General features: G+C 60.3%; 22 protein-coding genes. 12 read left to right on the forward strand and 10 right to left on the reverse strand.

Features of this window, described 5'->3' with window-relative positions:
• Entirely contained in the window at positions 1-990 is a 990-nt protein-coding gene (deoC, locus tag P2081_RS07810; protein WP_278922306.1) for a deoxyribose-phosphate aldolase, read from the reverse strand.
• A 233-nt stretch (positions 991-1223) separates the two neighbouring features.
• On the opposite strand from deoC, the gene P2081_RS07815 reads away from it, so the two are divergent.
• From P2081_RS07815 to P2081_RS07850, 8 genes are all read left to right on the forward strand, one after another.
• Entirely contained in the window at positions 1224-2156 is a 933-nt protein-coding gene (locus tag P2081_RS07815) for a metal ABC transporter solute-binding protein, Zn/Mn family (protein WP_278922359.1), read from the forward strand.
• 1 nt (position 2157) lies between these two features.
• Complete coding sequence (locus tag P2081_RS07820) at positions 2158-2976, forward strand: metal ABC transporter ATP-binding protein (protein ID WP_278922307.1); 819 nt, start codon at positions 2158-2160, stop codon at positions 2974-2976.
• An 11-nt stretch (positions 2977-2987) separates the two neighbouring features.
• A complete protein-coding gene (locus P2081_RS07825) occupies positions 2988-4193 on the forward strand; it encodes a metal ABC transporter permease (protein ID WP_278922308.1) in 1206 nt (401 codons plus the stop codon).
• Positions 4190-5119 carry a metal ABC transporter permease gene (locus P2081_RS07830; RefSeq protein WP_278922309.1) on the forward strand — a complete coding sequence of 310 codons (930 nt, stop codon included), beginning with the start codon at positions 4190-4192 and terminating at the stop codon, positions 5117-5119. Before P2081_RS07825 ends, P2081_RS07830 begins: the two co-directional genes overlap by 4 nt.
• 121 nt (positions 5120-5240) lie before the next feature.
• Entirely contained in the window at positions 5241-7157 is a 1917-nt protein-coding gene (gene mutL, locus P2081_RS07835; protein WP_278922310.1) for a DNA mismatch repair endonuclease MutL, read from the forward strand.
• Positions 7157-8371, forward strand: coding sequence for a DNA recombination protein RmuC (locus P2081_RS07840; RefSeq protein WP_278922311.1), 1215 nt, complete (start codon positions 7157-7159; stop codon positions 8369-8371). The genes mutL and P2081_RS07840 overlap by 1 nt, the downstream gene beginning before the upstream one ends.
• Positions 8368-9666 carry an adenylate/guanylate cyclase domain-containing protein gene (locus tag P2081_RS07845; RefSeq protein ID WP_278922312.1) on the forward strand — a complete coding sequence of 433 codons (1299 nt, stop codon included), beginning with the start codon at positions 8368-8370 and terminating at the stop codon, positions 9664-9666. Before P2081_RS07840 ends, P2081_RS07845 begins: the two co-directional genes overlap by 4 nt.
• 91 nt (positions 9667-9757) lie before the next feature.
• A complete protein-coding gene (locus P2081_RS07850; protein ID WP_278922313.1) occupies positions 9758-10081 on the forward strand; it encodes a DUF3775 domain-containing protein in 324 nt (107 codons plus the stop codon).
• Between the two features lie 96 nt (positions 10082-10177).
• Here P2081_RS07850 and P2081_RS07855 read toward each other — a convergent pair whose 3' ends face one another.
• From P2081_RS07855 to P2081_RS07875, 5 genes are read right to left on the reverse strand one after another with little or no spacing between them, the layout of a single operon-like run.
• Positions 10178-11320, reverse strand: coding sequence for a saccharopine dehydrogenase family protein (locus P2081_RS07855; protein WP_278922314.1), 1143 nt, complete (start codon positions 11318-11320; stop codon positions 10178-10180).
• Positions 11321-11332: 12 nt separating this feature from the next.
• A complete protein-coding gene (locus P2081_RS07860; RefSeq protein WP_232401181.1) occupies positions 11333-11581 on the reverse strand; it encodes a SemiSWEET family sugar transporter in 249 nt (82 codons plus the stop codon).
• On the reverse strand, positions 11581-12633 hold the full coding sequence (locus P2081_RS07865; protein WP_278922315.1) for a saccharopine dehydrogenase: 1053 nt from the start codon (positions 12631-12633) through the stop codon (positions 11581-11583). Before P2081_RS07865 ends, P2081_RS07860 begins: the two co-directional genes overlap by 1 nt.
• Before the next feature lie 10 nt (positions 12634-12643).
• The gene (locus P2081_RS07870; protein WP_278922316.1) at positions 12644-13258 is read right to left on the reverse strand and encodes a glutathione S-transferase family protein; all 615 of its coding nucleotides are present in this window, start codon (positions 13256-13258) and stop codon (positions 12644-12646) included.
• A 42-nt stretch (positions 13259-13300) separates the two neighbouring features.
• Positions 13301-13951, reverse strand: a complete 651-nt coding sequence (locus P2081_RS07875; protein WP_278922317.1) for a histidine phosphatase family protein — start codon at positions 13949-13951, stop codon at positions 13301-13303.
• 292 nt (positions 13952-14243) lie between these two features.
• Between P2081_RS07875 and P2081_RS07880 the strand changes: the two genes are divergently transcribed.
• Complete coding sequence (locus P2081_RS07880; protein WP_278922318.1) at positions 14244-15437, forward strand: hydantoinase/carbamoylase family amidase; 1194 nt, start codon at positions 14244-14246, stop codon at positions 15435-15437.
• A gap of 39 nt (positions 15438-15476) precedes the next feature.
• On the opposite strand, the gene P2081_RS07885 is transcribed toward P2081_RS07880, so the two are convergent.
• The 3 genes from P2081_RS07885 to P2081_RS07895 form a co-directional block, all read right to left on the reverse strand.
• Complete coding sequence (locus tag P2081_RS07885; RefSeq protein ID WP_278922319.1) at positions 15477-15704, reverse strand: WGR domain-containing protein; 228 nt, start codon at positions 15702-15704, stop codon at positions 15477-15479.
• Positions 15705-15792: 88 nt separating this feature from the next.
• Positions 15793-16497 carry a response regulator transcription factor gene (locus tag P2081_RS07890; protein WP_278922320.1) on the reverse strand — a complete coding sequence of 235 codons (705 nt, stop codon included), beginning with the start codon at positions 16495-16497 and terminating at the stop codon, positions 15793-15795.
• Positions 16494-18395 (reverse strand): hybrid sensor histidine kinase/response regulator, encoded by a 1902-nt coding sequence (locus tag P2081_RS07895; protein WP_278922321.1) that lies wholly within the window; start codon positions 18393-18395, stop codon positions 16494-16496. Before P2081_RS07895 ends, P2081_RS07890 begins: the two co-directional genes overlap by 4 nt.
• A gap of 245 nt (positions 18396-18640) precedes the next feature.
• Between P2081_RS07895 and P2081_RS07900 the strand changes: the two genes are divergently transcribed.
• Complete coding sequence (locus tag P2081_RS07900; RefSeq protein WP_278922360.1) at positions 18641-20605, forward strand: AMP-binding protein; 1965 nt, start codon at positions 18641-18643, stop codon at positions 20603-20605.
• A gap of 53 nt (positions 20606-20658) precedes the next feature.
• On the opposite strand, the gene P2081_RS07905 is transcribed toward P2081_RS07900, so the two are convergent.
• Positions 20659-20844: a hypothetical protein gene (locus P2081_RS07905; protein WP_278922322.1), complete on the reverse strand. Its 186-nt coding sequence runs from the start codon at positions 20842-20844 to the stop codon at positions 20659-20661.
• Positions 20845-20932: 88 nt separating this feature from the next.
• On the opposite strand from P2081_RS07905, the gene P2081_RS07910 reads away from it, so the two are divergent.
• Together P2081_RS07910 and P2081_RS07915 are read left to right on the forward strand one after the other, a co-directional pair.
• Positions 20933-21751, forward strand: a complete 819-nt coding sequence (locus tag P2081_RS07910) for an ABC transporter ATP-binding protein (RefSeq protein ID WP_278922323.1) — start codon at positions 20933-20935, stop codon at positions 21749-21751.
• Positions 21752-21780: 29 nt separating this feature from the next.
• The gene (locus tag P2081_RS07915) at positions 21781-22776 is read left to right on the forward strand and encodes a branched-chain amino acid ABC transporter permease (protein ID WP_278922324.1); all 996 of its coding nucleotides are present in this window, start codon (positions 21781-21783) and stop codon (positions 22774-22776) included.
• Positions 22777-22828 lie beyond the last annotated feature (52 nt).

Here is a 22828-nt window from a genome sequence, read left to right on the forward strand (position 1 = left end):
TCAGGCCAGCGCATGGCGGTAGCTGGCCGAATAGGCCCCGGTGACATGATGTTCCAATTGGCGCTCGATGTCATTCAACAGCGATGACGCGCCAAAGCGGAACAGATCCGGCTGAAGCCAGTGATTTCCAAGTTCTTCCTTGATCAGGGACAGATAGACCAGCGCGTCTTTTGCCTTGGAGATACCGCCGGCCGGCTTGTAGCCAACCCGGAAACCGGTGCGGTGGTAATAGTCGCGGATGGCGCGGATCATCACCAGGCTGACGGGTAGGGTGGCGTTGACGCTTTCCTTGCCGGTTGAGGTCTTGATGAAATCGGCCCCCGCCATCATGCAGATCAATGAGGCCCGCGCCACGTTGCGCAGCGATCCCAGCTCTCCGGTGGCCAGGATCGCCTTTACATGGGCCTCACCGCAGGCCATGCGAAAGGCCTGCATTTCATCATAAAGCGCCTGCCAGTTACCCGACAGCACGTGACGGCGCGAAATCACGATGTCGATTTCACGGGCACCTGCCTTGACGCTTTCGGTGATCTCGGCAAGGCGCAGGTGAAAGGGCGACAGCCCGGCGGGAAACCCGGTGGACACTGCGGCGACGGGAATGTTGGTGCCCTCCAGCGCGGTCACTGCGGCCGGGATCATGTCATGGTAGACACAGATCGCGCCGGTGGTGATCGGCCCCATGTTCAGGGCCTGCAACAGATCGGGACGCAGCGGTTGACGGGCCTTGGCACAAAGACGGCGCACCCGGTCGTCGGTGTCATCCCCGGACAGGGTGGTCAGGTCGATGCAGGTGATCGCTTTCAGCAACCAGGCAGCCTGATAGTCCTTTTTCACGCTGCGCCGTGCGGGCAACGTGGCGCAGCGGCGTTCAATTGCAGATGTATTGGCCTGCACGCTGGCGACCCAATCAAGGTCAAGCGCCATACCGGGGTTGCGCGGTTCCTGGGCCAGGGCCAGCGGGGTCGTGTGTTCCAAGGTTTGGCTTTCCATTCCGGGGATCCTCAACAGAGTTCCGCGCAAAAGTCGCACGGGTGCGGCATCTTGGCAAGCAAGCCGGGGCTGGGCTGTTGGTATTTTACTCCATTGGACAAGATCGACATGTTTTTTTGCGAATAAGTCGCAATTGCGTTGACTAAGTTGAGAATCATTCGCATATTCACTTCAAATCTATCTAGAGGAGGCGTGAGCCTGTGCGTTTGAGAAATGTTGCCCTGTTGGGCCTGATGATGCTTCTTGCTCTGCCATTGGTGGCGGGCCGGGCCCAGGCGGACGCGCCACTGAAAGTTGTGGCGACGACCGGTATGATTGCCGATGCAGCGCGCCAGATTGGCGGTGCCGAGGTGGAGGTCAAAGCGCTGATGGGGCCGGGGGTTGATCCCCATGCCTATCGCCAGACCCGTAGCGATATCGTGGCCATGACCCGCGCCGATCTGGTGCTTTGGCATGGGCTGTATCTGGAGGCCCAGATGCAGGAATTCTTTCACGATCTGACCCGCAAGCGCCCGGTGGTGGCAGTGGCCGAGGGGCTGCCCAAGGATCTGCTGCGCAGCCACGACGACTATGCTGACAAATATGACCCGCATGTCTGGATGTCTCCGGCCCTGTGGAAGCTGGTGGTGGAAGAGGTGCGCGCGGTCTTGACAACAGCCCGTCCACAATCGGCCGAGCTGTTTGCCGCCAATGCCCAGGCGCATCTGGCTGAACTGGATCGCCTGATCGCCTATGGCACCGAAGCACTGGCCAAGGTGCCGGAAAACAATCGTGTCTTGCTGACGGCCCATGACGCCTTTGGCTATTTTGGCCGTGACTACGGGTATGAGGTTCTGGGCATTCAGGGCATTTCGACCCAGTCAGAGGCCGGGCTGAACCGTATTGGCGAACTGGTCGATCTGCTGGTTGCCCGCGATATCAAGGCGGTCTTTGTCGAAAGCTCGGTTTCGGACCGCTCTATGCGTGCGCTGATCGAAGGCGCGGCGGCCCAGGGTCATACGGTGAGCATCGGAGGCGAGCTGTTCTCGGATGCGATGGGGGCAGATGGCAGCTATGAAGGCACCTATCTGGGAATGCTCGATCACAATATCACCACCATCGCCACTGCCTTGGGGGCCGAAATCCCGGCGCGCGGTATGGATAGCAAACTGTCGGCGGGGCTGTAATATGTCATTGGATGCAGCAAATAGCCTAATTGAAAACCGCGTGGTTGCCGGGCTGGACCAGGATGCCAAAATCGCCCAAAGCCCACTGGCCGTGCGTGGTCTCACCGTCAGCTATGGTGAAAAGCCAGCGGTGTTTTCCGTTGATATGACGGTAGAGCCAGGGCAGATGACCGCCATCATTGGCCCCAATGGGGCGGGGAAATCCACCCTGCTGAAAGCCGCACTTGGCATTGTTGCGCCGATTTCGGGCCGAGTGACGATCTTTGGCCGACCGTTGGCCGAACAGCGTGCCCGTATCGCCTATGTACCGCAGCGCGCCAGCGTGGACTGGGATTTCCCGACACGGGTGATTGATGTGGTTCTGATGGGGCTCTATCGTGAGCTGGGCCTGTTGGGCCGGATCAAGGGCAATCACCGGGCCAGGGCGCTGGACTGTCTGTCCCGTGTTGGCATGGCGGATTTTGCGACCCGCCAGATTGGCCAGCTGTCCGGCGGCCAGCAACAGCGGGTGTTTCTGGCCCGTGCCCTGGCGCAGGGCGCTGATCTTTACCTGTTGGATGAACCCTTTGCTGGGGTCGATGCAGCAACGGAAAAGGCCATTATTTCTGTGCTGAAATCCCTGCGGGCGGCTGGCAAGACCGTGGTTGTGGTACATCACGACCTGGCCACGGTGGCGGAATATTTTGACAATGTCTTCTTGATCAATACCCGCCGCGTCGCCGAAGGCCCGGTTGCTGAGGCCTTCAGCGAAGAAAGCTTGCAGGTGGCCTATGGCGGCCGTCTGGCAGCGACGCAGATTGACCAGCTGGCGCGGGGCTAGAGGAACAGATCATGCTACTGGACGCACTTACCCTGCAGCTTGGCTATAATGCCACGTTGGTGGCCATCGGGGCGGCCCTCTTGGGGACGGCAGCCGGGATCACCGGCACCTTCTTGTTTCTGCGCAAAAGGGCGCTGGTTTCCGACGCGGTGAGCCATGCCACCCTGCCTGGGGTCTGCATAGCCTTTTTGCTGATGGCCCTGGCAGGCGGCGATGGACGCAATCTGGCGGGGCTGTTGTTGGGGTCCGCCGTTTCTGCCGGTATCGGCCTTTGGTGCATGAACTGGCTGACCCGCAATACCCGCCTGGCGGAAGATGCGGCCATTGGCGCCGTGCTGTCGGTGTTTTTTGGTTTTGGCATTGTTCTGCTGACCGTGATCCAGACGCTGGGGGTGGGCCGACAGGCCGGGCTTGAAGGGTTCCTGCTCGGCTCTACCGCCGGGATGCTTTACAGCGACGCGCTGGTGATCGCTGCGGGTGGGGCGGTGACGCTGCTCTTGGTGCTGCTGACCCGTCGGCCTATGACATTGGTGGCTTTTGACCCGGAATATGCCGCGGCACGTGGCCTGCCGGTAGACCGGATCGACCTGCTGATGATGGGGCTGGTCATGGCGGTGACCGTTGTCGGGCTAAAGATTGTCGGGCTGATCCTGATCGTGGCGCTGTTGATCATCCCTGCCGTCACCGCGCGGTTCTGGTCCGAGCGATCCGATCGCGTGGTGCTGCTGGCTGGGCTGTTTGGCGGTATTGCGGCCTATATCGGCGCGGCGCTTTCTGCCTCGGCCCCGAATTTGCCAACTGGCCCGATCATCGTTTTGGTAAGCTTTGCACTCTTTGCGCTCTCGCTGTTGTTGGCGCCTAACCGCGGCGTACTGGCGGCGATGCTGCGCCATATGCGGTTCCAGCGGCGCGTGCACCTGCGTCAGGGCCTGCTGGCGCTGGCCCAGGGACAGGCCATTTATGAGAGCCTGACCCTGCGGTTGCTGCGCCGGGCTGGCCTGCTGCGGGCGGATGGGGTTGCCACCGCCAAGGGCCGGGCCCGCGCCGCCAAGGCGCTGCGCGACGAAAGGCGTTGGGAAGTGGTGCGCGGTGACGTCACGCAAGAGGCCGCAGCGGCGCTCTATGATGGGCTGCGCGATATTGAAACGGTGCTGACCGTGGATCAAATCCAAGAAATCGACCGTAGAATTGACGGTCCGCGTGAGGTGCTGTCATGAGCGGCGAAGAATTTGTCCCCCTGTCCCTGACACCGATGCTGATTGGCGTGTTTGCCGCTGTGGCCTGCGCGTTGCCGGGGAATTTCCTGTTGCTGCGCCGTCAGGCCCTGATCGGCGATGCCATCAGCCATGTGGTGCTGCCTGGCATCGTGGTGGCCTTTCTGCTGACGGGCATGATCGCTGCCTGGCCGATGATGCTGGGCGCGGCGGGTGCGGCGTTGGTTGCGGTGGTGCTGATCGAAGCCATTCGCCGTCTGGGCCGGATTGAACCGGGCGCTGCCATGGGGGTTGTCTTTACCACCATGTTTGCCTTTGGGGTCTTGTTGCTGGAACAGAGCGATACCTCGGCGGTGCATCTGGATGTGGAACATGCGCTTTATGGCAATCTGGAAAGCCTGATTTGGCTGGATGCCACGGGCTGGAGGTCGCTGCTGGATCCGCAGGCGCTGCGCTATCTGCCGGTAGAGCTGCCCCGCATGGCCCTGACGCTGGCGGGTGTCTGCCTGTTCATCGCACTGTTCTGGCGGGCGCTGAAGATTTCCACCTTTGATGAGGGCTTTGCCCGTACCATGGGCATTCGCACCAATCTGCTGGGCCTGGGCCTGGTGATCACCGCAGCCGTTGCGGCGGTTGCGGCCTTTGATGCGGTGGGGTCCATTATTGTCATTGCCATGTTCATTTGCCCGGCGGCCTCGGCGCGGATGATGACCAATCGGCTGGAAGCCCAGATCGGCTGGAGCGTGGGATTTGCGGTGCTGGCGGCGGTGCTCGGCTATGTTCTTGCGGGCTATGGCCCGCTGTGGTTGGGCGGGCAGGACGCGGTCAGCACCGCCGGAATGATCGCCACAGTTTCGGGGGGCGTCCTTGCCGTGACCGCCAAATGCGGCCCCTGCCGCAGCCGCGCAGGTGCCCCGGCCGGGGTGTGAATAGTGCCGCAGGCAGGGGAAAAATCCCCGCAGCCTGCGGTATGCAATTTTGTTCCCCTCTTGTTCGGAATTTACAACACAAGCGGTGGCAGAATCGCGTGAAGCTGCTAAATTTAGCGGTATGAACACGCAGAACCCCCATATCAGCGATTCCCAGCGCCCCACCATTCGCCAGCTGGATGACAGCGCCATCAACCGTATTGCCGCCGGCGAGGTGGTGGAACGTCCTGCCTCGGCGGTGAAGGAACTGGTTGAAAACGCCATTGATGCAGGGGCGCGGCGGATCACCATAGATATTGCCGATGGCGGCAAGACCCTGATCCGGGTGACGGATGATGGCTGCGGCATGACGCCCGAGGATCTGCCGCTGGCGCTGTCGCGCCATGCCACCTCAAAAATCGACGGATCAGACCTGCTCAATATCCACACCTTTGGCTTTCGCGGCGAGGCGCTGCCCAGTTTGGGCGCGGTGGGGCGACTTACCATCACCAGCCGGGCGGCAGGGCATGAGGCAGCACAGATCAAGGTTTCTGGCGGCAAGATGGAACCGGTGCGCCCGGCGGCTCTGCGCGCGGGCACCATCGTCGAGCTGAGCGATCTGTTTTATGCCACGCCGGCCCGGCTGAAGTTCATGCGCACGGATCGCGCCGAATCCCAGGCCATTGGCGATGTGATTAAGCGGCTGGCCATGGCGGAACCTTCGGTGGGGTTCACCCTGCGCGATGTCTCGGGCGGCGGCGAGGGCCGGGTGACCTTTCGCGCTGACCCACTGACTGGCGATCTGTTTGATGCGCTGCACGGGCGGCTGGCCTCGGTGCTGGGGCGCGAATTTGGCGAAAACGCGCTGCGTATCGATGCCAGCCGCGATGGCATTCGCCTGTTTGGCTATGCGGCGCTGCCGACCTATTCACGCGGCGCGGCGGTGGCGCAGTTTCTGTTTGTGAACAGCCGACCGGTGAAGGACAAGATGCTAACGGGCGCGTTGCGGGGGGCCTATTTTGATTTTCTCAGCCGGGATCGCCACCCGGCGGCGGCCCTGTTTATTGATTGCGATCCGACCTTGGTGGATGTGAACGTCCATCCCGCAAAATCCGAGGTGCGATTTCGCGACCCCGGTCTGGCGCGCGGGTTGATCGTATCCGCCCTGCGGCATGCCCTGGCAGAGGCGGGGCATCGGGCTTCGACCACTGTGGCCGGTGCGACCCTTGGGGCGATGCGCCCCGAAGCGCCAACCGCCACGGGTGCCCCGCGGGTGTATCAGATGGACCGGCCTTCCATGGGGGCGCGCAGTGCGTCCTATGCGGGGCAGAGCCCAGGTTTCAGCCCTGCATTTACCGCGCCGCCACCCGCCGCCCAGGGCTTTGCCGAGCTGCAGGGCGATTACAGCGGTCGCGTGACCGAGGAGGCCCCGGGGCCGATGTTGGATGCGCCCGAGGGCAGCGCGCCCGGGGCCGAGCATCTGCCGCTGGGGGCGGCACGCGGGCAGGTGCACGAAAACTACATAATCGCTCAGACCGAGGACGGTATGGTCATCGTCGATCAGCACGCGGCCCATGAACGGCTGGTCTATGAAAAGCTGAAGAAACAGATGGCGCATAACGGCGTCGCGGCGCAGGCGCTGCTGATCCCGGAAATTGTCGAACTTGGAAGCAATGACTGTGCCCGCATCTTGGCCCATGCCGAGGCGCTGCAACAGTTCGGCCTGACCATCGAAGCCTTTGGCGGATCTGCCCTTGCGGTGCGCGAAACCCCGGCCATCCTGGGCGAGGTCAATGCCGAGGCCATGGTCAAGGATATCCTGGATGAGCTGGACGACCAGGGCGAAAGCCAACTGGTGCAGGCGCGTCTGGAGGCCATCCTGAGCCGGGTTGCCTGCCACGGCTCTATCCGGTCGGGGCGGCGGATGCGCGGCGAGGAAATGAACGCCTTGTTGCGAGAGATGGAGGCCACGCCGCATTCCGGCCAGTGCAATCACGGTCGCCCCACCTATGTCGAGCTGAAGTTGGCCGATATCGAACGGCTGTTTGGGCGCAGTTGATGGAGGGCATGGAGCAGGCCGTTCAGGCGATGAATGAAGTCGGGCTTCTGATTTTGCTGGGACTTGGCTTTGCCACGGTGTTGCTGCTGTTGTTGCTGCTGTCGCTGCGCAGTTCCGCGCGAGCGGCGCGGGCTGTTGCCCCGCTGGCGCAGCATATGAACCAGCTGGGCCAATCGGTGCAGCAGCTGCGCGGCGGGGTGCAGCATGTGTCCGACAGCCAGGCCACCGCGCAGCTGCAGATGGTACAAACCGTTGAGACGCGCCTGAATGATGTGCAGCAGCATATGAACGACCGGCTGGCTGAAAATGCACTGCGGCAGGCCCAGGCCATGGCTGAAATGCAGGAACGTATGCAAGAAAGCCTGCATGGCAGCAGCAAGCGCACCGCGACCTCGCTGACCCAGTTGCAGGAACGGCTGGCGGCGATCGACAGGGCACAGGACAATATCACCAAACTGTCAGGCGATGTGCTGTCGCTGCAGGATATCCTGTCAAACAAGCAGACCCGCGGCGCCTTTGGGGAAATCCAGCTGAATGACATCGTGTCCAAGGCGCTGCCGGCGGGCAGCTACACCATGCAGGCGACCCTAAGCAACGGCAAACGCGCCGATTGCCTGGTGCATCTGCCCAACCCGCCGGGCCCGATCGTGATCGATTCCAAATTCCCGCTGGAACCCTATGAAGCGCTGCACCGCGCCGAGAGCCGCGATGAAAAAGCCTATGCCATCCGGCAGATGAAGGCGGCGTTGCGGGCGCATATCACGGCGATTTCGCAGAAATATATCATCGAGGGCGAAACCGCCGAGGGGGCGCTGATGTTTCTGCCCTCAGAGGCCGTTTATGCCGAACTGCACGCAAATTTCTCTGGGGTGGTGCGCGAGGGATTTGCCGCGCGGGTCTGGATTGTATCCCCCACGACCTGCATGGCGACGCTGAACACCATGCGCGCCATTCTAAAGGATGCCCGCATGCGCGAACAGGCGGGGGCCATCCGTGCCGAACTGGGGCATCTGCACCGGGATGTCGAACGGCTGGGGGATCGCGTCGGCAATCTGGATCGCCATTTTGGCCAGGCGGCCAAGGATATTGCCGAGATCAAGATCAGCGCCGAGAAGGCCGGGCGGCGGGCACAGCGGCTGGACAATTTTGATTTTGAAGAGATCCCGGCAGAGCCGACAATCAATGTTGTACCGCTGGGGGCAAAAGAGACGTGACGCACGAGACACTTGATGGCGCTCTGCTGCGCAAAGCCGAGGTGGAAGTCGAACGGCTGGTTGCCCTGCTGCGGATCGGCGTGGCCTTCTGTCTGCTGTTTGCCTTTGTTTTTGCTGTCAAAGGAGATGCAGGCTACACGCAGCCCTATCTGCGGATGCAGTGGATTTTGGCCTTCTGCACCCTGATTTCCTATTTCCTGTTGGGCGCAGTGGCGTTCTGGCTGGCGAGTTCCGGGCGGTTTCGCAGTTGGATGGTCTGGCCGGCCGTCACGCTGGACTGTGCCTTCATGCTGGTGAACACCTGGGCCGGGTTGATCAATACCGGTCTGCCCGGAGAGCTGACCTTTCTGCTCCCCCCGACTTGGCTGGTGCCGGTGATTCTGGCTTTTTCAGTGCTGCGCTTTAATCCCTATCTGCAGACCTATTGCGTCACCTTGACGGTTGCCGGGCTTGCCTACCTGACCCTGTGGCAACCCGAGGCGATTACCCCCTATGTGACCAACCGGGTGAAAGATCTTGTCATGCTGCCACCAAATGTGGTGCGGATCACCATGATCGCCTTGGGGGGCGTTGTGCTGATTGCGGTGGCCTACCGGACGCGCAAGCTGCTGCACAGTTCCATCATAGATGCACAGGCCCGTGCCAACCTGACCCGCTATCTGCCCGCGCAGTTGGCGGATCGGCTGGCCGACGGCGGGCTGAGCGAGCTGCGCCGTGGCAAGCAGCATGAGATGGCGGTGATGTTTGTGGATATTCGCGGCTTCACCCGTTGGTCTGAAGGGCGTGCTCCGGAAGAGGTTGGCGCCTATATCAGCGAGTTTCGCAGGCGGGTGCATCTGGCGGTTGGCAATCACGGTGGGATGATTGACAAGTTTATCGGCGACGCGGCGATGATCTTGTTTGATGGCGAAAATGCCGGTCGCGAAGCGCTGAATTGCGTTGAGGCCTTGCTCCGAGAGCTTGGGGACTGGGGCGCTGAGCGACGCGCCAGTGGCCAAAATGAAGTGCGGGTCGGAATTGGCCTCCACCTTGGGGATGTTTTTTCGGGTGTTGTCGGTTCTGCCGAGCGTTTGGAGTATTCCGTTTTTGGCGATACAGTGAATACGGCAGCGCGACTGGAAGAGCTGACCAAAACTGCGGGCGTTGGTGTTATTGCCTCGGCTGCGGTGCTTGAGGCTGCTGCAGCAGAGCCCGCGCGCGAGGGATGGATTGCCCTGCCTGCGGTGCATCTGCGCGGGCGCAGCAAGGGGCTCGAAATCTTCGGACAGGAGCCTGTGAGCCCAGACGCAGATTGATGGGGCAAGGTGCTTTACTTGCCTCAGATCAAAGACCCTTATCCTGCGCTCCTGTTTGATGGGGTAAGCGGCGAACAGAAGGAGGTAGGCGATGCTGGAAATTTCAACACGCAAGGTGGCACAGGTGGCACTGATGGCGCGGGAACTGGGGCGCGCAGAAGGTGAACTGCGGGCTTTTATTGAGCGGCTTGGCGAGGATGAGCAGGCCGAGCTGACTGCGATCATGTGGATTGGCCGAGGGAGTTTTGAAGCCGAAGAGCTAGAAGAGGCCATCGAGACGGCACGGACCGAAGCCACCACCCCGACAGTGGAATACCTGATTGGCACCCCCCATTTGGCGGACAATCTGGAAGCGGGTCTGGACGCGCTGGGGATTGCGGTGGTCGACGTCGAAGGCGATGTTATCGGCCGTTAAAACATGGCGCGCATTGCAGGCTGAAATCGTGGCGATCGGGCAAGAAAAAGGGCCCGCTTGTGCGGGCCCAAGGTATTCGCATGGCCATTGCCGCTATCAGGCGAGGCGGTTTTTGACTTCAAGATGTTGCGCCAGCTGGGCGATCTTTCCCATCCAGTCCTCGACCAGGGCGGGATCGCTGGGGGCGGCGTGAACGCCGGGGGCGATTTTTCCATTCATCACGGCCTCGATGGCATAGGAGACCGGGAAGGACACGAGACGCGCCATGGCGGTGCCGCGATCATCGCCCCAGGCATCCATCACATAGGTCTTGTGCCAGACTGTCTTGCCCGCCTGTTCGGCCTTGAGTTCGACACACATCACCACCCGGTCAGGTTCGCCTTCGTCATAGGCGTTTTCATCCCAGAACTGATCCGACATTTCCTTGAGCCGGGCATCGCCTGCCGCGCCTTCCAGGGTTTCGACTTCCTTGAAGACATCTGCCCAGGCTATGCTCCAGCCGTTCAGGCGCAGGGTGCCGCGCACGAACTCCTTGATCTGCCAATCAGTGCCAAAGTGGTACTGGCCAACAAAGGGCAGCGAGTCGCGGTTGGGGTAGACTTCGAAGCTTTCGGCGTCGGGCAGGGGGGCGTGGTAGGTCGAGATCGCATCCCAGGGGCGCGCGACCTCCAGTTCCTTGAAATCGCGGATGGATTTGGACGGTGAACGCAGCGCTTTCAACACGCCCAGGGGCGACCAGCTGAACTTATAGCGGAAGGGGTTGGGGATCTTGGGGATCCCGCCGCAATAGGACAGAAAGCTGATCTCATTGCTGGCGTCAAAGGCGGCCGAGGCCTTGTAATCACCCACCAGCGCATGGGCCATCAGATGGTCGATGCCCGGGTCAAGGCCGACCTCGTTGACCAAGGCAACGCCGGCCGCGCGGGCCTTGTCATCCAGGGCGCGCATCTCGGGGGCGATATAGGACGACGAAACAAAATGCGCCTGCTTGGAAATCGCCAGTTCGGCCAGCTGTACATGGAAATCGCCGGGCAGCATCGAAATGACAACATCTGCCGGGCTGAGCAATGCGCCCAGGGCGTCGATGTCAAAGGCATGGATATTGGAGGTGAGGTCGCCCACAGCTTCGCGGGCTTTGTCGGTTGTCCGGTTCCAAACGGCGACATCGTGGCCCGCTTCCAGCAGGCGACGCAGACCGGGAATGGCCGAAAGGCCGGTGCCACACCAGTGAATAGTCATGTGAGTTCTCCGTTATTTATAGCGCAGTTTGGCCAGAACGATGCTGACCACAATCAGAATGGCGCAGAAATTGGCAATGATGATCGGCCAGTCCCCTACCATGATTCCGTAGCAGAACCACAGGCCCACTGTGAGCAAAAACATAAGGTTGGCAGATAGCGACAGGCCAGAGGTATCGCGGCTTGCCCAGGCTTTCCAGGCCTGCGGTAGCCAGCAGACAGTGCCCATCAGCGCCGCAGTATATCCAAGGTATAGCTCCATCAGGCGGGTACAAATTCGCGGAAGGTTGCTTCCGCCCGGCCCCAGACACCGGCCTTCAGATCGTCCAGCGTCAGCAGCGAGGGCAGCAGTTGGGCTGCATAGTCCTGCGAGCTTTCAACCGGCAGCATCGAGGGCAGATTGTCGATCGCCATCACATCCATCACCGGATCAGTTGCCACCCGCAGCGCCGGGGCGTCCCAGCTGGTGGCCTGGCTGTAAACGGGGACCGGGTTGTAATCGCTGTCGGGGTCGCAGGCGACATCGCCAATCGCGCTGAGCTTGCGATCCGCTGTCAGGGCCTCTTGCGGTACAAAGACCGGGGTGCCGGGGCGGGCAAAGATACAGTTGAGAAACAGATCATGGTTCAGAATTTCGGGGAAGGGTCCGCCGCTTGCGGTTTCTGCCATGTCCCATTTGGTGACTGTGATGCCCATCGCCTCGCAAAGATCAGCCGCGCCGGTGCCAACGCGGCCCATGGCGCCGATGACAATTGCAGAGGGCACATCCGCCTGCACCGCTTTCAGCTCGGCGCTCAATTCCGCCAGCAGCGCATCCTTGCCGGGATAGACGCCGACGGGACCGCAGATCTCGCCGCGCTTCTGGGCGCACCAGGTTTTCAGCGTCACCGCAGCACCGGCATAGCCCGCCCAGTATCCAAAAGCAGCCACCCGGCGACCGGCTTCATCCACCAGATATTCCAGATCATACAGCGTGCCACCGCCCGCCGCAAAACGGTCCAGCAGGGCCTTGCCGGAATGTTGGCCCTTGAAGGCGTGACCAAACATGATGTGGCGATGCGGTAGCGGGGTGCCGTCCTCGGGCAGTTCTTTCAGGCCAAAGATGATTGCATCCGCCGGGGCAGTGGGCCAGGAATTTTCAGCTGCGATGGCGCAGCCTGCATCACGATACCCCTGCAGCGGAATGGCCCGTACCGAGCTTTCTTCGATCGTGACCTTGATGCCTGCGTCTAGCAGCGCCTTGGCGCCTTCCGGGGTTAGCCCGGTGCGGTCTTCATTGGGGCGCTGTTCAGCCCGAACCCAGAGATGTGTCATTGCGTGTCCTTTACAGCATTCCCTTGGCCTGCACCGCGCGCACCGAGGCGCGCTGTTGCATGGCCGACATGAAGGATTGGATTTTGGCGAAGTTTGTCAGATCTACGCCGTCGCCTGCAAGCCAGGTGCAGACCACATAAAGATAGCAGTCTGCAAGGCTGACTGTGTCGCCCAGCACATAGGGACCACGCAGGCCAAACTGGCAGATATAAGCACAAGAGGCCGCCATGGTTTCGGGCACCTTGGCCTGCATGTCCTTGTAGCTGGAGGTCTTGCTGGCCCAGCGGCTGCCGCGCATTTTGTGGGCGTGGTTCACATGCATTGTAGAGGCAATGTAATACATCACCTCGCGCATGCGGGCGGCCAGCAACGGGTCACTGGGGCGCAGGTTCGACTGGGGGGCCAGATCGGCAATATAATCCAGCAGCGCCCCGGTTTCGGTCAGGATGCCGCCCTCAACAGCCAGCGCGGGTACGCGGGCCTTTGGGTTGATCTGGGCATAGCCTGGGGTCTGCTGTTCTTTGCTGGCAAAGTCGACCTTGATCGCCTCATACTCAAGCCCGGCTTCTTCCAGGGCGATGGCGACGGCGATCGAGATGGTGCCGGGGGCGTAGTAAAGCTGCATGTCTGATCTCCTGGCAGGGTCTTGGTTGGGGCAGGCGTGGGGCTACAGGTGGGTCTGGGCGTATTGACGTTCAGTGCTATCCAGATGCGGCACCGCGTTGAACAAGACGGGGCTGAGATGGCCGCCGATGGGAAACAGTCGGTGCATAGAGGTATTCATGATTGCCAGCGCAACGCGGGCCATGCCGTTGGTATCCAGCCCCATGGCCTGACGCATCGCCATCGAGATGAAGCCCCCCGAGGTCACCACCAGTGCCGGGCCGTCGCCCTCGGCAATGTCGCTCAGCACCTGCTGGGTGCGCTGTTCAAAGGCCTGCCAACTTTCGGGCGGGGCGTCGATTTTATTGGCGGCCCAGGCTTGGAACACCTTTGGCAGATGCTCGATAAAGCCCTCGCGTTCCTGCGGGATCGGCAGGTTAAATTGCTGCTCCATCGCCTGGGCCATGGTGAAATATTCCATCTCGTTGAGGCGGGGATCCTGGATCACCTCTTGGCAGCCCATCGCGGTGGCGGTTTCGATATGTCGGGTCAGGGTGCCGCAATATATCCTTGGATGATGAGAGCCCGTTTCGGCAAGGTGGTCGCCCAGCCAGGCCGCTTGCTGGTGACCCAGCGCGCTCAGCCGGTCATAGCTTGCCTCATCGCGGGCCTCGGTATTGGCCTGCCCGTGGCGGATCAGGGTGATATGTGTCATGCAGCGCGTTCCAATTCTGTTCCTGAATTTCATATTGGAGCAGGCTCCGACATGGAAGAGAGGGTTTGGCACGGGCGAAATTTTTTGGAAGCGTGATAATTCTCAGGGGCCGGCGGGCCCGAATTTGCAGAAAAATGTTCGATTTAGTAATAATGTCGCATCCAAGGGTAAATGGCTTTTCTCCGGCTCTTGGACATTGCACTGTGACAATGCCCATGAAAGTGAAAGGGGCAGCGCAGAATGCGCGACGACCGGCGCTGTTCCGGAAACAGTTCAAGATAGAGAGAATCCTATGAGCCTGAATTGCGACCGCTTTCTTGATGATCTGCACCGCCTGCGGTCTTTTGGTGCCTCTGGTCAGGGAAAAGGCGTTGTGCGCCCAGCCTATAGTGCTGTGGATATTGCGGCCCGGCGCTGGTTGGCCGGACGGATGGAAGAGGCCGGGCTAACGGTTCACCTGGACCCTATTGGCAATTGCTTTGGGCTGGCCGGCGAAAAATCCCTGCTGATTGGATCGCATAGCGATAGCCAACCGGAAGGCGGCTGGCTGGATGGTGCCCTGGGTGTGGTGGCTGGGCTGGAAATCGCCCGGGCGGCCAAGGAGGCGGGCGGGCCGCCAATTTCAGTCGTGAACTTCCAGGATGAAGAGGGGCGCTTTGGCATTCTGACCGGGTCCGATGTCTGGACCGGAAACGTGTCTCTGGCAGAGGCAGACCAGTTGACCGATACCGGCGGGGTGGTGCTGAGCACGGCCCGCGCCCGCATGTCTGGGCGCGCCAAGGATTTTCTGCCCTATGACATGTTCACCGGCTTTATCGAGATGCATATCGAACAGGGGCCTGGCATGGATGTCTCGGGCGATCAGGTTGGCGTGGTCAGCGACATTGTCGGCATCCGCGAGCTGCGTATCGTGATCAATGGGCGGCAGAACCATGCCGGGACCACGCCAATGGCGCTGCGCCAGGATGCCTTTCAGGCACTGTGCGATTTCAACCAGCGGATCAACCAGCGCTTTGCCGAGGTGGCCACATCGACAACGGTCTGGACCCTTGGTCATGCGGAACTCAGCCCCAATGCCTCTTCGGTGGTGCCGGGCACTGTGCGTTTTGCGCTGCAGTGGCGCGACGGTGACCCGGCGCTGCTATTGGCGCTGGAAGAAATCATGCGCGCGGTAGCAGCAGAGATCGCCCAGGAGCGCGGCGTCACCGTAGAGCTGGGCACGGTGGGCGGCATTGAGCCGGCCGCCATGGATCCGCATCTGAAGGCAGCGCTGCGTCAGGCGGCCGAGGACCAGGCACCCGGAAAATGGCGCGATCTGCCCTCGGGTGCCCTGCATGATGCGGCCAATATGGCGCGGGTGATGCCGACGGCGATGTTGTTTGTGCCCTCGATCGGCGGCATCAGCCACGCCTTTGACGAAGACACCAAAGAGGAAGATCTGGTTAAGGGGTTGGAGGTTTTGCACCAGGCGGCGCTGTCGCTGTAGCGCGGTCCAGACGGATTTGGGTTGGCCGTGGCGCGGGAATCAGCTGCGGGCGTAGCCGCGTTTCAACATTCTATTGCGGTGCCTGTCTGCAGCCAGAGAGGCCTCGCGCAGGTTGTCATAGTTGTTGATGGCGCATTGGCCATTGCTGCCGGCAAAGCCCCATTCCCTGAGCACCGAGACTTCTGAAAACAGGTTCAACGCCAATTCGATCCGGTAAAACCGGGACCGACGGTTTTGGGTTTGAGTATAGAGCAGACAGGTGGCCATACACCGATTCTATACCAGAGCGAATCGCGCGAGCAAGAGGGGGCAGGCAGTATCTTTTCCCCCGGCATCTGCCCCCGGTTTGCTGGGGTCAGGCCCAGGTGACATCACCAAGAAAAATATAGCCCGCGCCATATATTGTCTTGATAAGACGGGGGTTTTTTGGATCTTCACGCAGTTTGGTGCGCAGTCGGGACACCCGAACATCCATGGCCCGGTCAAAACTGTCCCCAGCACCGCCGCCCAGGCTTTCTTGCATCTGAGCGCGTGAAATCAGCCGTTTGGGACTATCAAGAAACAGCCGCAGCACCTCGCCTTCGGCATGGGAAAACGGTACCTCGGTGCCGGCGTCATCCTCTAGCATGTAGCGGTCGAAATGCGCGGTCCAGCCGGCAAATCTGGCGGTATTGCCGCTGGTCGGTTGGCTGCGCGGGCCAGAGCGTAGGCGGGCGCGAATGCGGGCCACCACTTCTGTGGGGTCAAAGGGTTTGGTGATATAGTCATCGGCCCCCAGTTCCAGCCCGGTGACGCGATCCTGCACCTGTGCCCGGCCTGAGATGATGATCACCGCCGCCCCCTGTTCCAGCGCCAGCCGATGCACCAGCGTCAGCCCGTCCACATCGGGCAGCGACAGATCCACCAGGCAAACATCCGGCGTCACCCGCTTCAGCGAGGCTTCAAATTCGCGGGCACGGGAAAAACTCTGAGTGCGAAACCCCGCCTCTTGCAGGCAGTCGGTAAGGATCTGCCGGATCTCGGGCTCATCATCCAGGATCGTGACAAGAGGCGCGGTCATGCTGGGGTCTCCGGGGTGATAAGGGCGGACAGTTGCTGTGTGGTAAAGGGTTTTTGCAGCACGGGTCCAGTCTTTAGCGCGATACGGAACTGCGGATCACTGGGCAGCAGCGAGGTCATCAACACAATTGGCAGACCGGTGCCCTTCAGGCGTTGCGCCAGATCAATGCCGGTGGCCTCGCCCTCTAGTTTGACGTCCGACAGGACCAGCGTGATATCGGGCAGGTCTGCTGCCAGGGCGCAGGCTTCGTCGACGCTGGTGGCTTCGATCACCGAATAGCCAAGATCAATCAGCATGTCACGAAAGGTAGAGCGTAGCTCTTCGTTGTCTTCAACCAAGAGCGCCAGGCCGCCCCGGCAATCCGGGGCAAGCCGGTAGGGCAGGCGCAGGGTGACATTGGCGCCTGACACGGTATTGCCAACGCGCATATCGCCGCCGGCGGATTTGGCCATATCATATACCATTGGCAGCCCCAGCCCCGATCCTTCGCTGCCTTTTGTAGTGAAAAACGGGTTGAGCGCCTCTTTCAGCGCCGTGTTAGAAAAGCCGGGACCGGTATCGGTGACGCTGATTTCAAGCCAGATCTGGCCAATGCTATGGGCGCTGACGGTAATCTGGCCGTTGACGCCGCAGGCATCGCGGGCGTTCAGAATCAGGTTCAACAACGCATCCTGCAGCTTCCCTGCGTCCAGCAGGAAGAGCACATCAGGGGTATTGTCCAGCACGCTCAACCCCATGCCCTGGGGCAACGACGGGGTGGCGAGGATTTTCAGTTCAGCCAAGAGCGCGTGCATGTTGGTCGCCTGCGGGCGCAGGCTGCGCTGGCCTGTCATCTCTGCAATCCGGTTCAGCAGTCGCCCGCCGCGCCGCGCCGCCGCAAGCGTGCCGCGCACCATCTCTTGTCCCTGGGGGGGCAGGTCCATTTTACCCAGCTTGCCCTGCATCCCCAGAATGATGGTCAGGAGGTTGGAAAAGTCATGCGCCAGACCTGATGTCATCTGCGCCGCCATTTCGCGGCGCCGCGCCTGTTGCAGGGCAACGCGGGCCTGGGTTTCCTCGGTGACATCCATCGACAGGATATAGACGCCGCCGCTTTGATCCGGGGTAAAGGCCACCCGGATGCGGCGGCTGTCATGGGCTTCGGTGAATTCAAACACCGGGCTGCCGCCTTGATAGGCCGCGCGCAGGTGCGGTTCGATCTTGGCAAAGGCCTGGTCCCCCAGCGCATCCGAGATGTGCATTTCCAAAATATCAGAGGGTCGGCTTGGAAACACCGAGCTCAGCCGCCGGTTGGTATAGGTGTAGTAGCCATCGGCATCGACATGGGCGATATGGGCGGGCATCATTTCGGTGGTCAGCCGGGTGCGCCCCTCTATTTCCGTCAATTGCCGCTTGGCCTCTTCCAGCGCGTTATTGGTAGCTGCCAGCTCTCGGTTGGTTGCTGAAAGTTCTTCGGTATGGGCGATAAGCCGGTCTGACATTTCTTCGGATCGGGCGCGCAGCAGCTGTTCGACCCGTTTGGCGCGGCTGATATCGGTGTAGACCGCCACCCAGCCGCCCTGCGGCAGGGGCGCCCCCTCGATCGAGATGACCTGCCCGTTGGCGCGGGTGCGTTCCAGGTAGTGTGGTTCAAAATCAAGGGCTTGATTTACGCGTACTGCCACAAGTTCTTCAATGTCATCCACCGGACCATATTCACCGCTGGAGGCGATATGGCGAATGGTATCTTCGAACCGGGCGCCGGGGGTGACCAGGGCGTCGGGCAGGTTGAACATCTCTTGAAAGCGGCTGTTGCACACCGCCAGGCGCAACTCGCTGTCATATATCGAAATCGCCTGGGCAATCAGGTTCAGCCCGGCGCTGGTCATTGCGGCGTAGGTCTTGTCTGCTCGGTTCATGGCACTCTCCCGTACCTTGGCTATCATTGCAGGCGGCGTTGGCAAAGGGGGGGCGGTAAAACGGGGCGCGGCAAAGGCTGAAATCCGGGCCCGTCTTTGGCCTGTTACAATTCGTAAGATTTGTGAAAACTTCACGAAAAACTTGACCCGCTAGCATGAGCCAGTCCCAAACTGGGAATAGAATCGTGTGACAGCGATCGCCGGCCGGGGGAGGCCGGAATGGGAGGAGAAAGACATTGGCTCAGATGCAGTCAGGCGCTGCGGGGAAACTCTCCCTGCCGGCGCTGCTTGAACGCAACGTTTCGGAATTCGGTGATAAACCGGCCTACCGGGAAAAAGAATTTGGCATTTGGCAGTGCTGGACCTGGGCGGAAACCGCCAAGGAGATCGAGGCCCTGGCGCTGGGTTTGATCAATCTTGGCGTCAATGAGGGTGATTTCATCGCCATCATCGGTGGCAATCGCCCCTATCTGTACTGGTCCATGGTGGCGGCGCAGTCCGTCGGTGCCATTCCGGTGCCGCTGTATCAGGACGCCAATGCAGAAGAGATGGCCTATGTGCTGGATCACTGCGGTGCCCGCTTTGTGATTGCGGCTGATCAGGAACAGGTCGACAAGGTGATCGAGGTGCAGGACCAGTTGCACCAGTTTGAACACCTTATCTATCTTGATCCACGCGGCCTGCGCAAATACGACCACAGCACCCTGCATGAATATGCCCATGTGCAGGATCAGGGCCGTGCCGCCCATGATGAATGGATCAACGAACTGCAGGCGCGCCGCGCCGCGCTGACCTATGACAGCACCTGCGTGATGCTATATACGTCGGGCACCACCGGCAAGCCCAAGGGCGTGGTGCTGTCCAACCGCAATATCATCGAAAGCGCAAAGAACGCTTGCGAATTTGACAAGCTGAAACAGAGCGACGAGATCCTCGCCTATCTGCCAATGGCCTGGGTTGGCGATTTCATTTTCTCAATTGGTCAGGCCTATTGGTCAGGCTTCTGCGTCAACTGCCCGGAAAGCCCGGAGACCATGATGACCGATCTGCGCGAGATCGGCCCCAGCTATTACTTTGCGCCACCGCGGGTGTTTGAAACCCAGCTGACCAATGTGATGATCCGCATGGAAGACGCGGGCAATTTCAAGCGCAAGATGTTCCACTACTTTATGGACCATGCCAAACGGGTTGGCCCCAGCATTCTGGATGGCAAGCCTGTCGGCTTGATGGACCGGTTGAAATATGCGCTGGGCAACGTGATGGTCTATGGCCCGCTGAAAGATACGCTGGGCTTTGGCAATGTGCGCGTCGGCTATACGGCGGGCGAGGCAATCGGCCCCGAGATTTTTGAATTCTACCGCTCGCTGGGGATCAACCTCAAACAGCTGTATGGTCAGACCGAAGCCACCGTTTTCATCACCGTGCAGCCCGATGGCGAAGTGCGCGCCGATACGGTTGGGGTGCCGGCACCGGATGTGGAGATCCGTATCGCTGACAATGGCGAAATCTTCTACCGTTCACCCGGGACCTTTGTGGAATACTACAAAAACCCCGAAAGCACAGCTGACACCAAAGACCCAGAAGGCTGGGTTGCCACCGGGGATGCGGGCTTTTTTGAAGAAGAAACCGGCCATCTGCGCATCATCGACCGGGCCAAGGATGTGGGTAAGATGGCTGATGGCGGCATGTTCGCCCCCAAGTTTGTCGAGAACAAGCTGAAGTTCTATCCCGATATTCTGGAGGCGGTTCTCTTTGGCAATGGCAAGGACCGCTGCGTTGCCTTTATCAATATCGACCTTTCGGCGGTGGGCAACTGGGCAGAGCGCAACAATATTGCCTATGCCTCTTATCAGGAACTGGCAGGCCACCCCAAGGTGCTGGCCTCTATTCAGGAACATGTCGCCGAGGTGAACAAATCGGTTGCCGCAGATCCGATGCTGTCGGGCTGTCAGGTGCATCGCTTTGTGGTGCTGCATAAGGAACTGGATGCGGATGACGGGGAGATGACCCGGACCCGCAAGGTGCGCCGCCGTATCGTCGAAGAGAAGTTCGACGATATCATTACCGCGCTTTATGACGGATCAAGCGAGATCTCGACCACCACCGAAGTCACTTATGAAGATGGCCGCAAGGGCGCGATCAGCGCAACGCTTACGATCATGGATGCCACGCTTGCCCCGACGGCGCAGCACAGGGTGGCGGCAGAATGATCCGCTTGCATTCCCCCCGGCACATTGCCCGTTTCGAACCCTTTGACCGGGTCTTAGACCAGGTCGGGACGGCGTTCGGGATGGAAGGCGGTATGCACCACCTGGCGGATCATGAAGGCTGCGCTGAAATCGCCGGTGCGCGACTTTATGGCGGCGCAGCTTTCAGATTGAGACAGGCCGTCGCGTCGACACTCAAGCGCCATCTTCAACAGGCAGGTGTGCTCGAACTCGCTAAACATTGCAGGGAACTCCTTGCTACTCATCTTTCTCAACTGTCCCCTAAAATGGTTAACAATTTGGGTTGGCAGATCACTGGAGGCGTCGCACATGCTTGACCAATCCGATAGCTATGTCACTGAAGATGGTCGCACCATTGGCGGCGTGGTGATGGAAATGAAAAACATCACCCTGCGCTTTGGCGGTGTGGTGGCGATCAAGGATATTTCGTTTGATATCCGCCAAGGCGAAATTCGTGCCATCATCGGCCCCAACGGGGCTGGCAAGTCCTCGATGCTGAACGTGATCTCTGGCTTTTATGTGCCGCAAGAGGGCACGGTTGAATTTCATGGCAAGCCACGCCCGCAGATGCGCCCCTATGAGGTGGCGCAGCAGGGTATCGCGCGTACCTTCCAGAACATTGCCCTGTTTGAAGGCATGACCGTATTGGACAACGTGATGACCGGGCGGCTCAACTATATGAAAACGGGGCTGCTGCGGCAGGCCTTCTGGAAAGGCCAGGCCGAGCGCGAAGAAACCGCCAACCGTGAAGTGGTGGAGAAGGTCATCGACTTTCTTGAAATCCAGCACATCCGCAAAACCCCGGTGGCGCGTCTGCCCTATGGTTTGAAAAAGCGGGTCGAACTGGCCCGCGCCCTGGCGGCAGAGCCAAAGCTGTTGCTGCTGGATGAACCCATGGCGGGCATGAACGTCGAGGAAAAAGAGGACATGTCCCGCTTTATTCTGGATGTGAATGACGAATTCGGCACCACCATTGCCCTGATCGAACACGACATGGGTGTGGTCATGGATCTGTCCGACCGCGTGGTGGTGATGGACTACGGCAAAAAGATTGGCGACGGCACCCCGGATGAAGTGCGCAACAATCAGGATGTGATCGACGCCTATCTGGGGGTGGCACATGACTAGAGTTCTGACAGATATGAGGAGAGCGACTGATGTCTGACCAGTTTCTTTTTGCAACCGAAGTCTTCTTTAACGGGCTGATGGCCGGGGTGCTTTATGCGCTCGTGGCGCTGGGCTTTGTTCTGATCTACAAGGCCTCTGGCATTTTCAATTATGCCCAAGGTGTGATGGCCCTGTTTGCGGCGATGACCCTGGTGGGCATCATGGAAGGGCAGGTGCCCTTCAGCCATATCATCAACGCGATGTTTGGCACCGAGGTGCACCACTTTGGCTGGCATGTGCCGGCACTGCTGGCGATTGCACTGACGGTTGGGGTGATGGTGATCTTTGCCTGGCTGGTGCAACGTATCGTGATGCGCCATCTGGTGGGGCAGGAGCCGATCATCCTGTTCATGGCGACCATTGGTCTGGCCTATTTCCTTGAAGGGTTTTCTGACCTGATGTGGGGATCCGAGATCAAGAAACTGGACGTGGGCCTGCCGCAGGGTGGATCCTTCTGGATCGAAGATATGACAGCGGGCCTTGGTTCGGATAACTTCTACGGCTTCTTTATCGACCAGCTGGATATCGTGGCCACCGTGATTGCGGCGCTCTTGGTGGCGGGGCTGGTGCTGTTTGCCCAATATACCAAACAGGGCCGTGCCATGCGGGCTGTTGCGGATGATCACCAGGCGGCCCTGTCGGTTGGCATATCGTTGAACTTCATCTGGGTTCTGGTCTGGTCGGTTGCGGGGTTTGTCGCGCTGGTTGCCGGGATCGTCTGGGGAACCAAATCAGGCGTGCAGTTCTCGTTGTCGCTGATCGCGCTCAAGGCCTTGCCAGTGCTGATGCTGGGCGGCTTTACCTCGATCCCCGGTGCCATCGTGGGTGGCCTGATCATCGGCGTCGGCGAAAAGCTCTTTGAATTTGCCATTGGCCCCATGGTGGGCGGTGCCACCGAGAACTGGTTTGCCTATGTTCTGGCGCTGCTGTTCCTGGTCTTCCGTCCGCAGGGTCTGTTTGGCGAAAAGATTATCGAACGGGTCTGACCCAGATACCAATAACGCGCCCCCCCCCCCCAACAGGGGTTGGGGCGTGACA

The sequence above is a fragment of the Pseudophaeobacter profundi genome, assembly GCF_029697505.1.
GTDB lineage: Bacteria > Pseudomonadota > Alphaproteobacteria > Rhodobacterales > Rhodobacteraceae > Pseudophaeobacter > Pseudophaeobacter profundi.

Excerpts from the sequence above, each read along its gene's own strand:
- deoC (WP_278922306.1), bottom strand. The coding sequence starts at position 990 with ATGGAAAGCCAAACCTTGGAACACACGACCCCGCTGGCCCTGGCCCAG.
- P2081_RS07815 (WP_278922359.1), top strand. The coding sequence starts at position 1,224 with ATGATGCTTCTTGCTCTGCCATTGGTGGCGGGCCGGGCCCAGGCGGAC.
- P2081_RS07820 (WP_278922307.1), top strand. The coding sequence starts at position 2,158 with ATGTCATTGGATGCAGCAAATAGCCTAATTGAAAACCGCGTGGTTGCC.
- P2081_RS07825 (WP_278922308.1), top strand. The coding sequence starts at position 2,988 with ATGCTACTGGACGCACTTACCCTGCAGCTTGGCTATAATGCCACGTTG.
- P2081_RS07830 (WP_278922309.1), top strand. The coding sequence starts at position 4,190 with ATGAGCGGCGAAGAATTTGTCCCCCTGTCCCTGACACCGATGCTGATT.
- mutL (WP_278922310.1), top strand. The coding sequence starts at position 5,241 with ATGAACACGCAGAACCCCCATATCAGCGATTCCCAGCGCCCCACCATT.
- P2081_RS07840 (WP_278922311.1), top strand. The coding sequence starts at position 7,157 with ATGGAGGGCATGGAGCAGGCCGTTCAGGCGATGAATGAAGTCGGGCTT.
- P2081_RS07850 (WP_278922313.1), top strand. The coding sequence starts at position 9,758 with ATGCTGGAAATTTCAACACGCAAGGTGGCACAGGTGGCACTGATGGCG.
- P2081_RS07855 (WP_278922314.1), bottom strand. The coding sequence starts at position 11,320 with ATGACTATTCACTGGTGTGGCACCGGCCTTTCGGCCATTCCCGGTCTG.
- P2081_RS07860 (WP_232401181.1), bottom strand. The coding sequence starts at position 11,581 with ATGGAGCTATACCTTGGATATACTGCGGCGCTGATGGGCACTGTCTGC.
- P2081_RS07865 (WP_278922315.1), bottom strand. The coding sequence starts at position 12,633 with ATGACACATCTCTGGGTTCGGGCTGAACAGCGCCCCAATGAAGACCGC.
- P2081_RS07870 (WP_278922316.1), bottom strand. The coding sequence starts at position 13,258 with ATGCAGCTTTACTACGCCCCCGGCACCATCTCGATCGCCGTCGCCATC.
- P2081_RS07875 (WP_278922317.1), bottom strand. The coding sequence starts at position 13,951 with ATGACACATATCACCCTGATCCGCCACGGGCAGGCCAATACCGAGGCC.
- P2081_RS07880 (WP_278922318.1), top strand. The coding sequence starts at position 14,244 with ATGAGCCTGAATTGCGACCGCTTTCTTGATGATCTGCACCGCCTGCGG.
- P2081_RS07885 (WP_278922319.1), bottom strand. The coding sequence starts at position 15,704 with ATGGCCACCTGTCTGCTCTATACTCAAACCCAAAACCGTCGGTCCCGG.
- P2081_RS07890 (WP_278922320.1), bottom strand. The coding sequence starts at position 16,497 with ATGACCGCGCCTCTTGTCACGATCCTGGATGATGAGCCCGAGATCCGG.
- P2081_RS07895 (WP_278922321.1), bottom strand. The coding sequence starts at position 18,395 with ATGAACCGAGCAGACAAGACCTACGCCGCAATGACCAGCGCCGGGCTG.
- P2081_RS07900 (WP_278922360.1), top strand. The coding sequence starts at position 18,641 with ATGCAGTCAGGCGCTGCGGGGAAACTCTCCCTGCCGGCGCTGCTTGAA.
- P2081_RS07905 (WP_278922322.1), bottom strand. The coding sequence starts at position 20,844 with ATGTTTAGCGAGTTCGAGCACACCTGCCTGTTGAAGATGGCGCTTGAG.
- P2081_RS07910 (WP_278922323.1), top strand. The coding sequence starts at position 20,933 with ATGCTTGACCAATCCGATAGCTATGTCACTGAAGATGGTCGCACCATT.
- P2081_RS07915 (WP_278922324.1), top strand. The coding sequence starts at position 21,781 with ATGTCTGACCAGTTTCTTTTTGCAACCGAAGTCTTCTTTAACGGGCTG.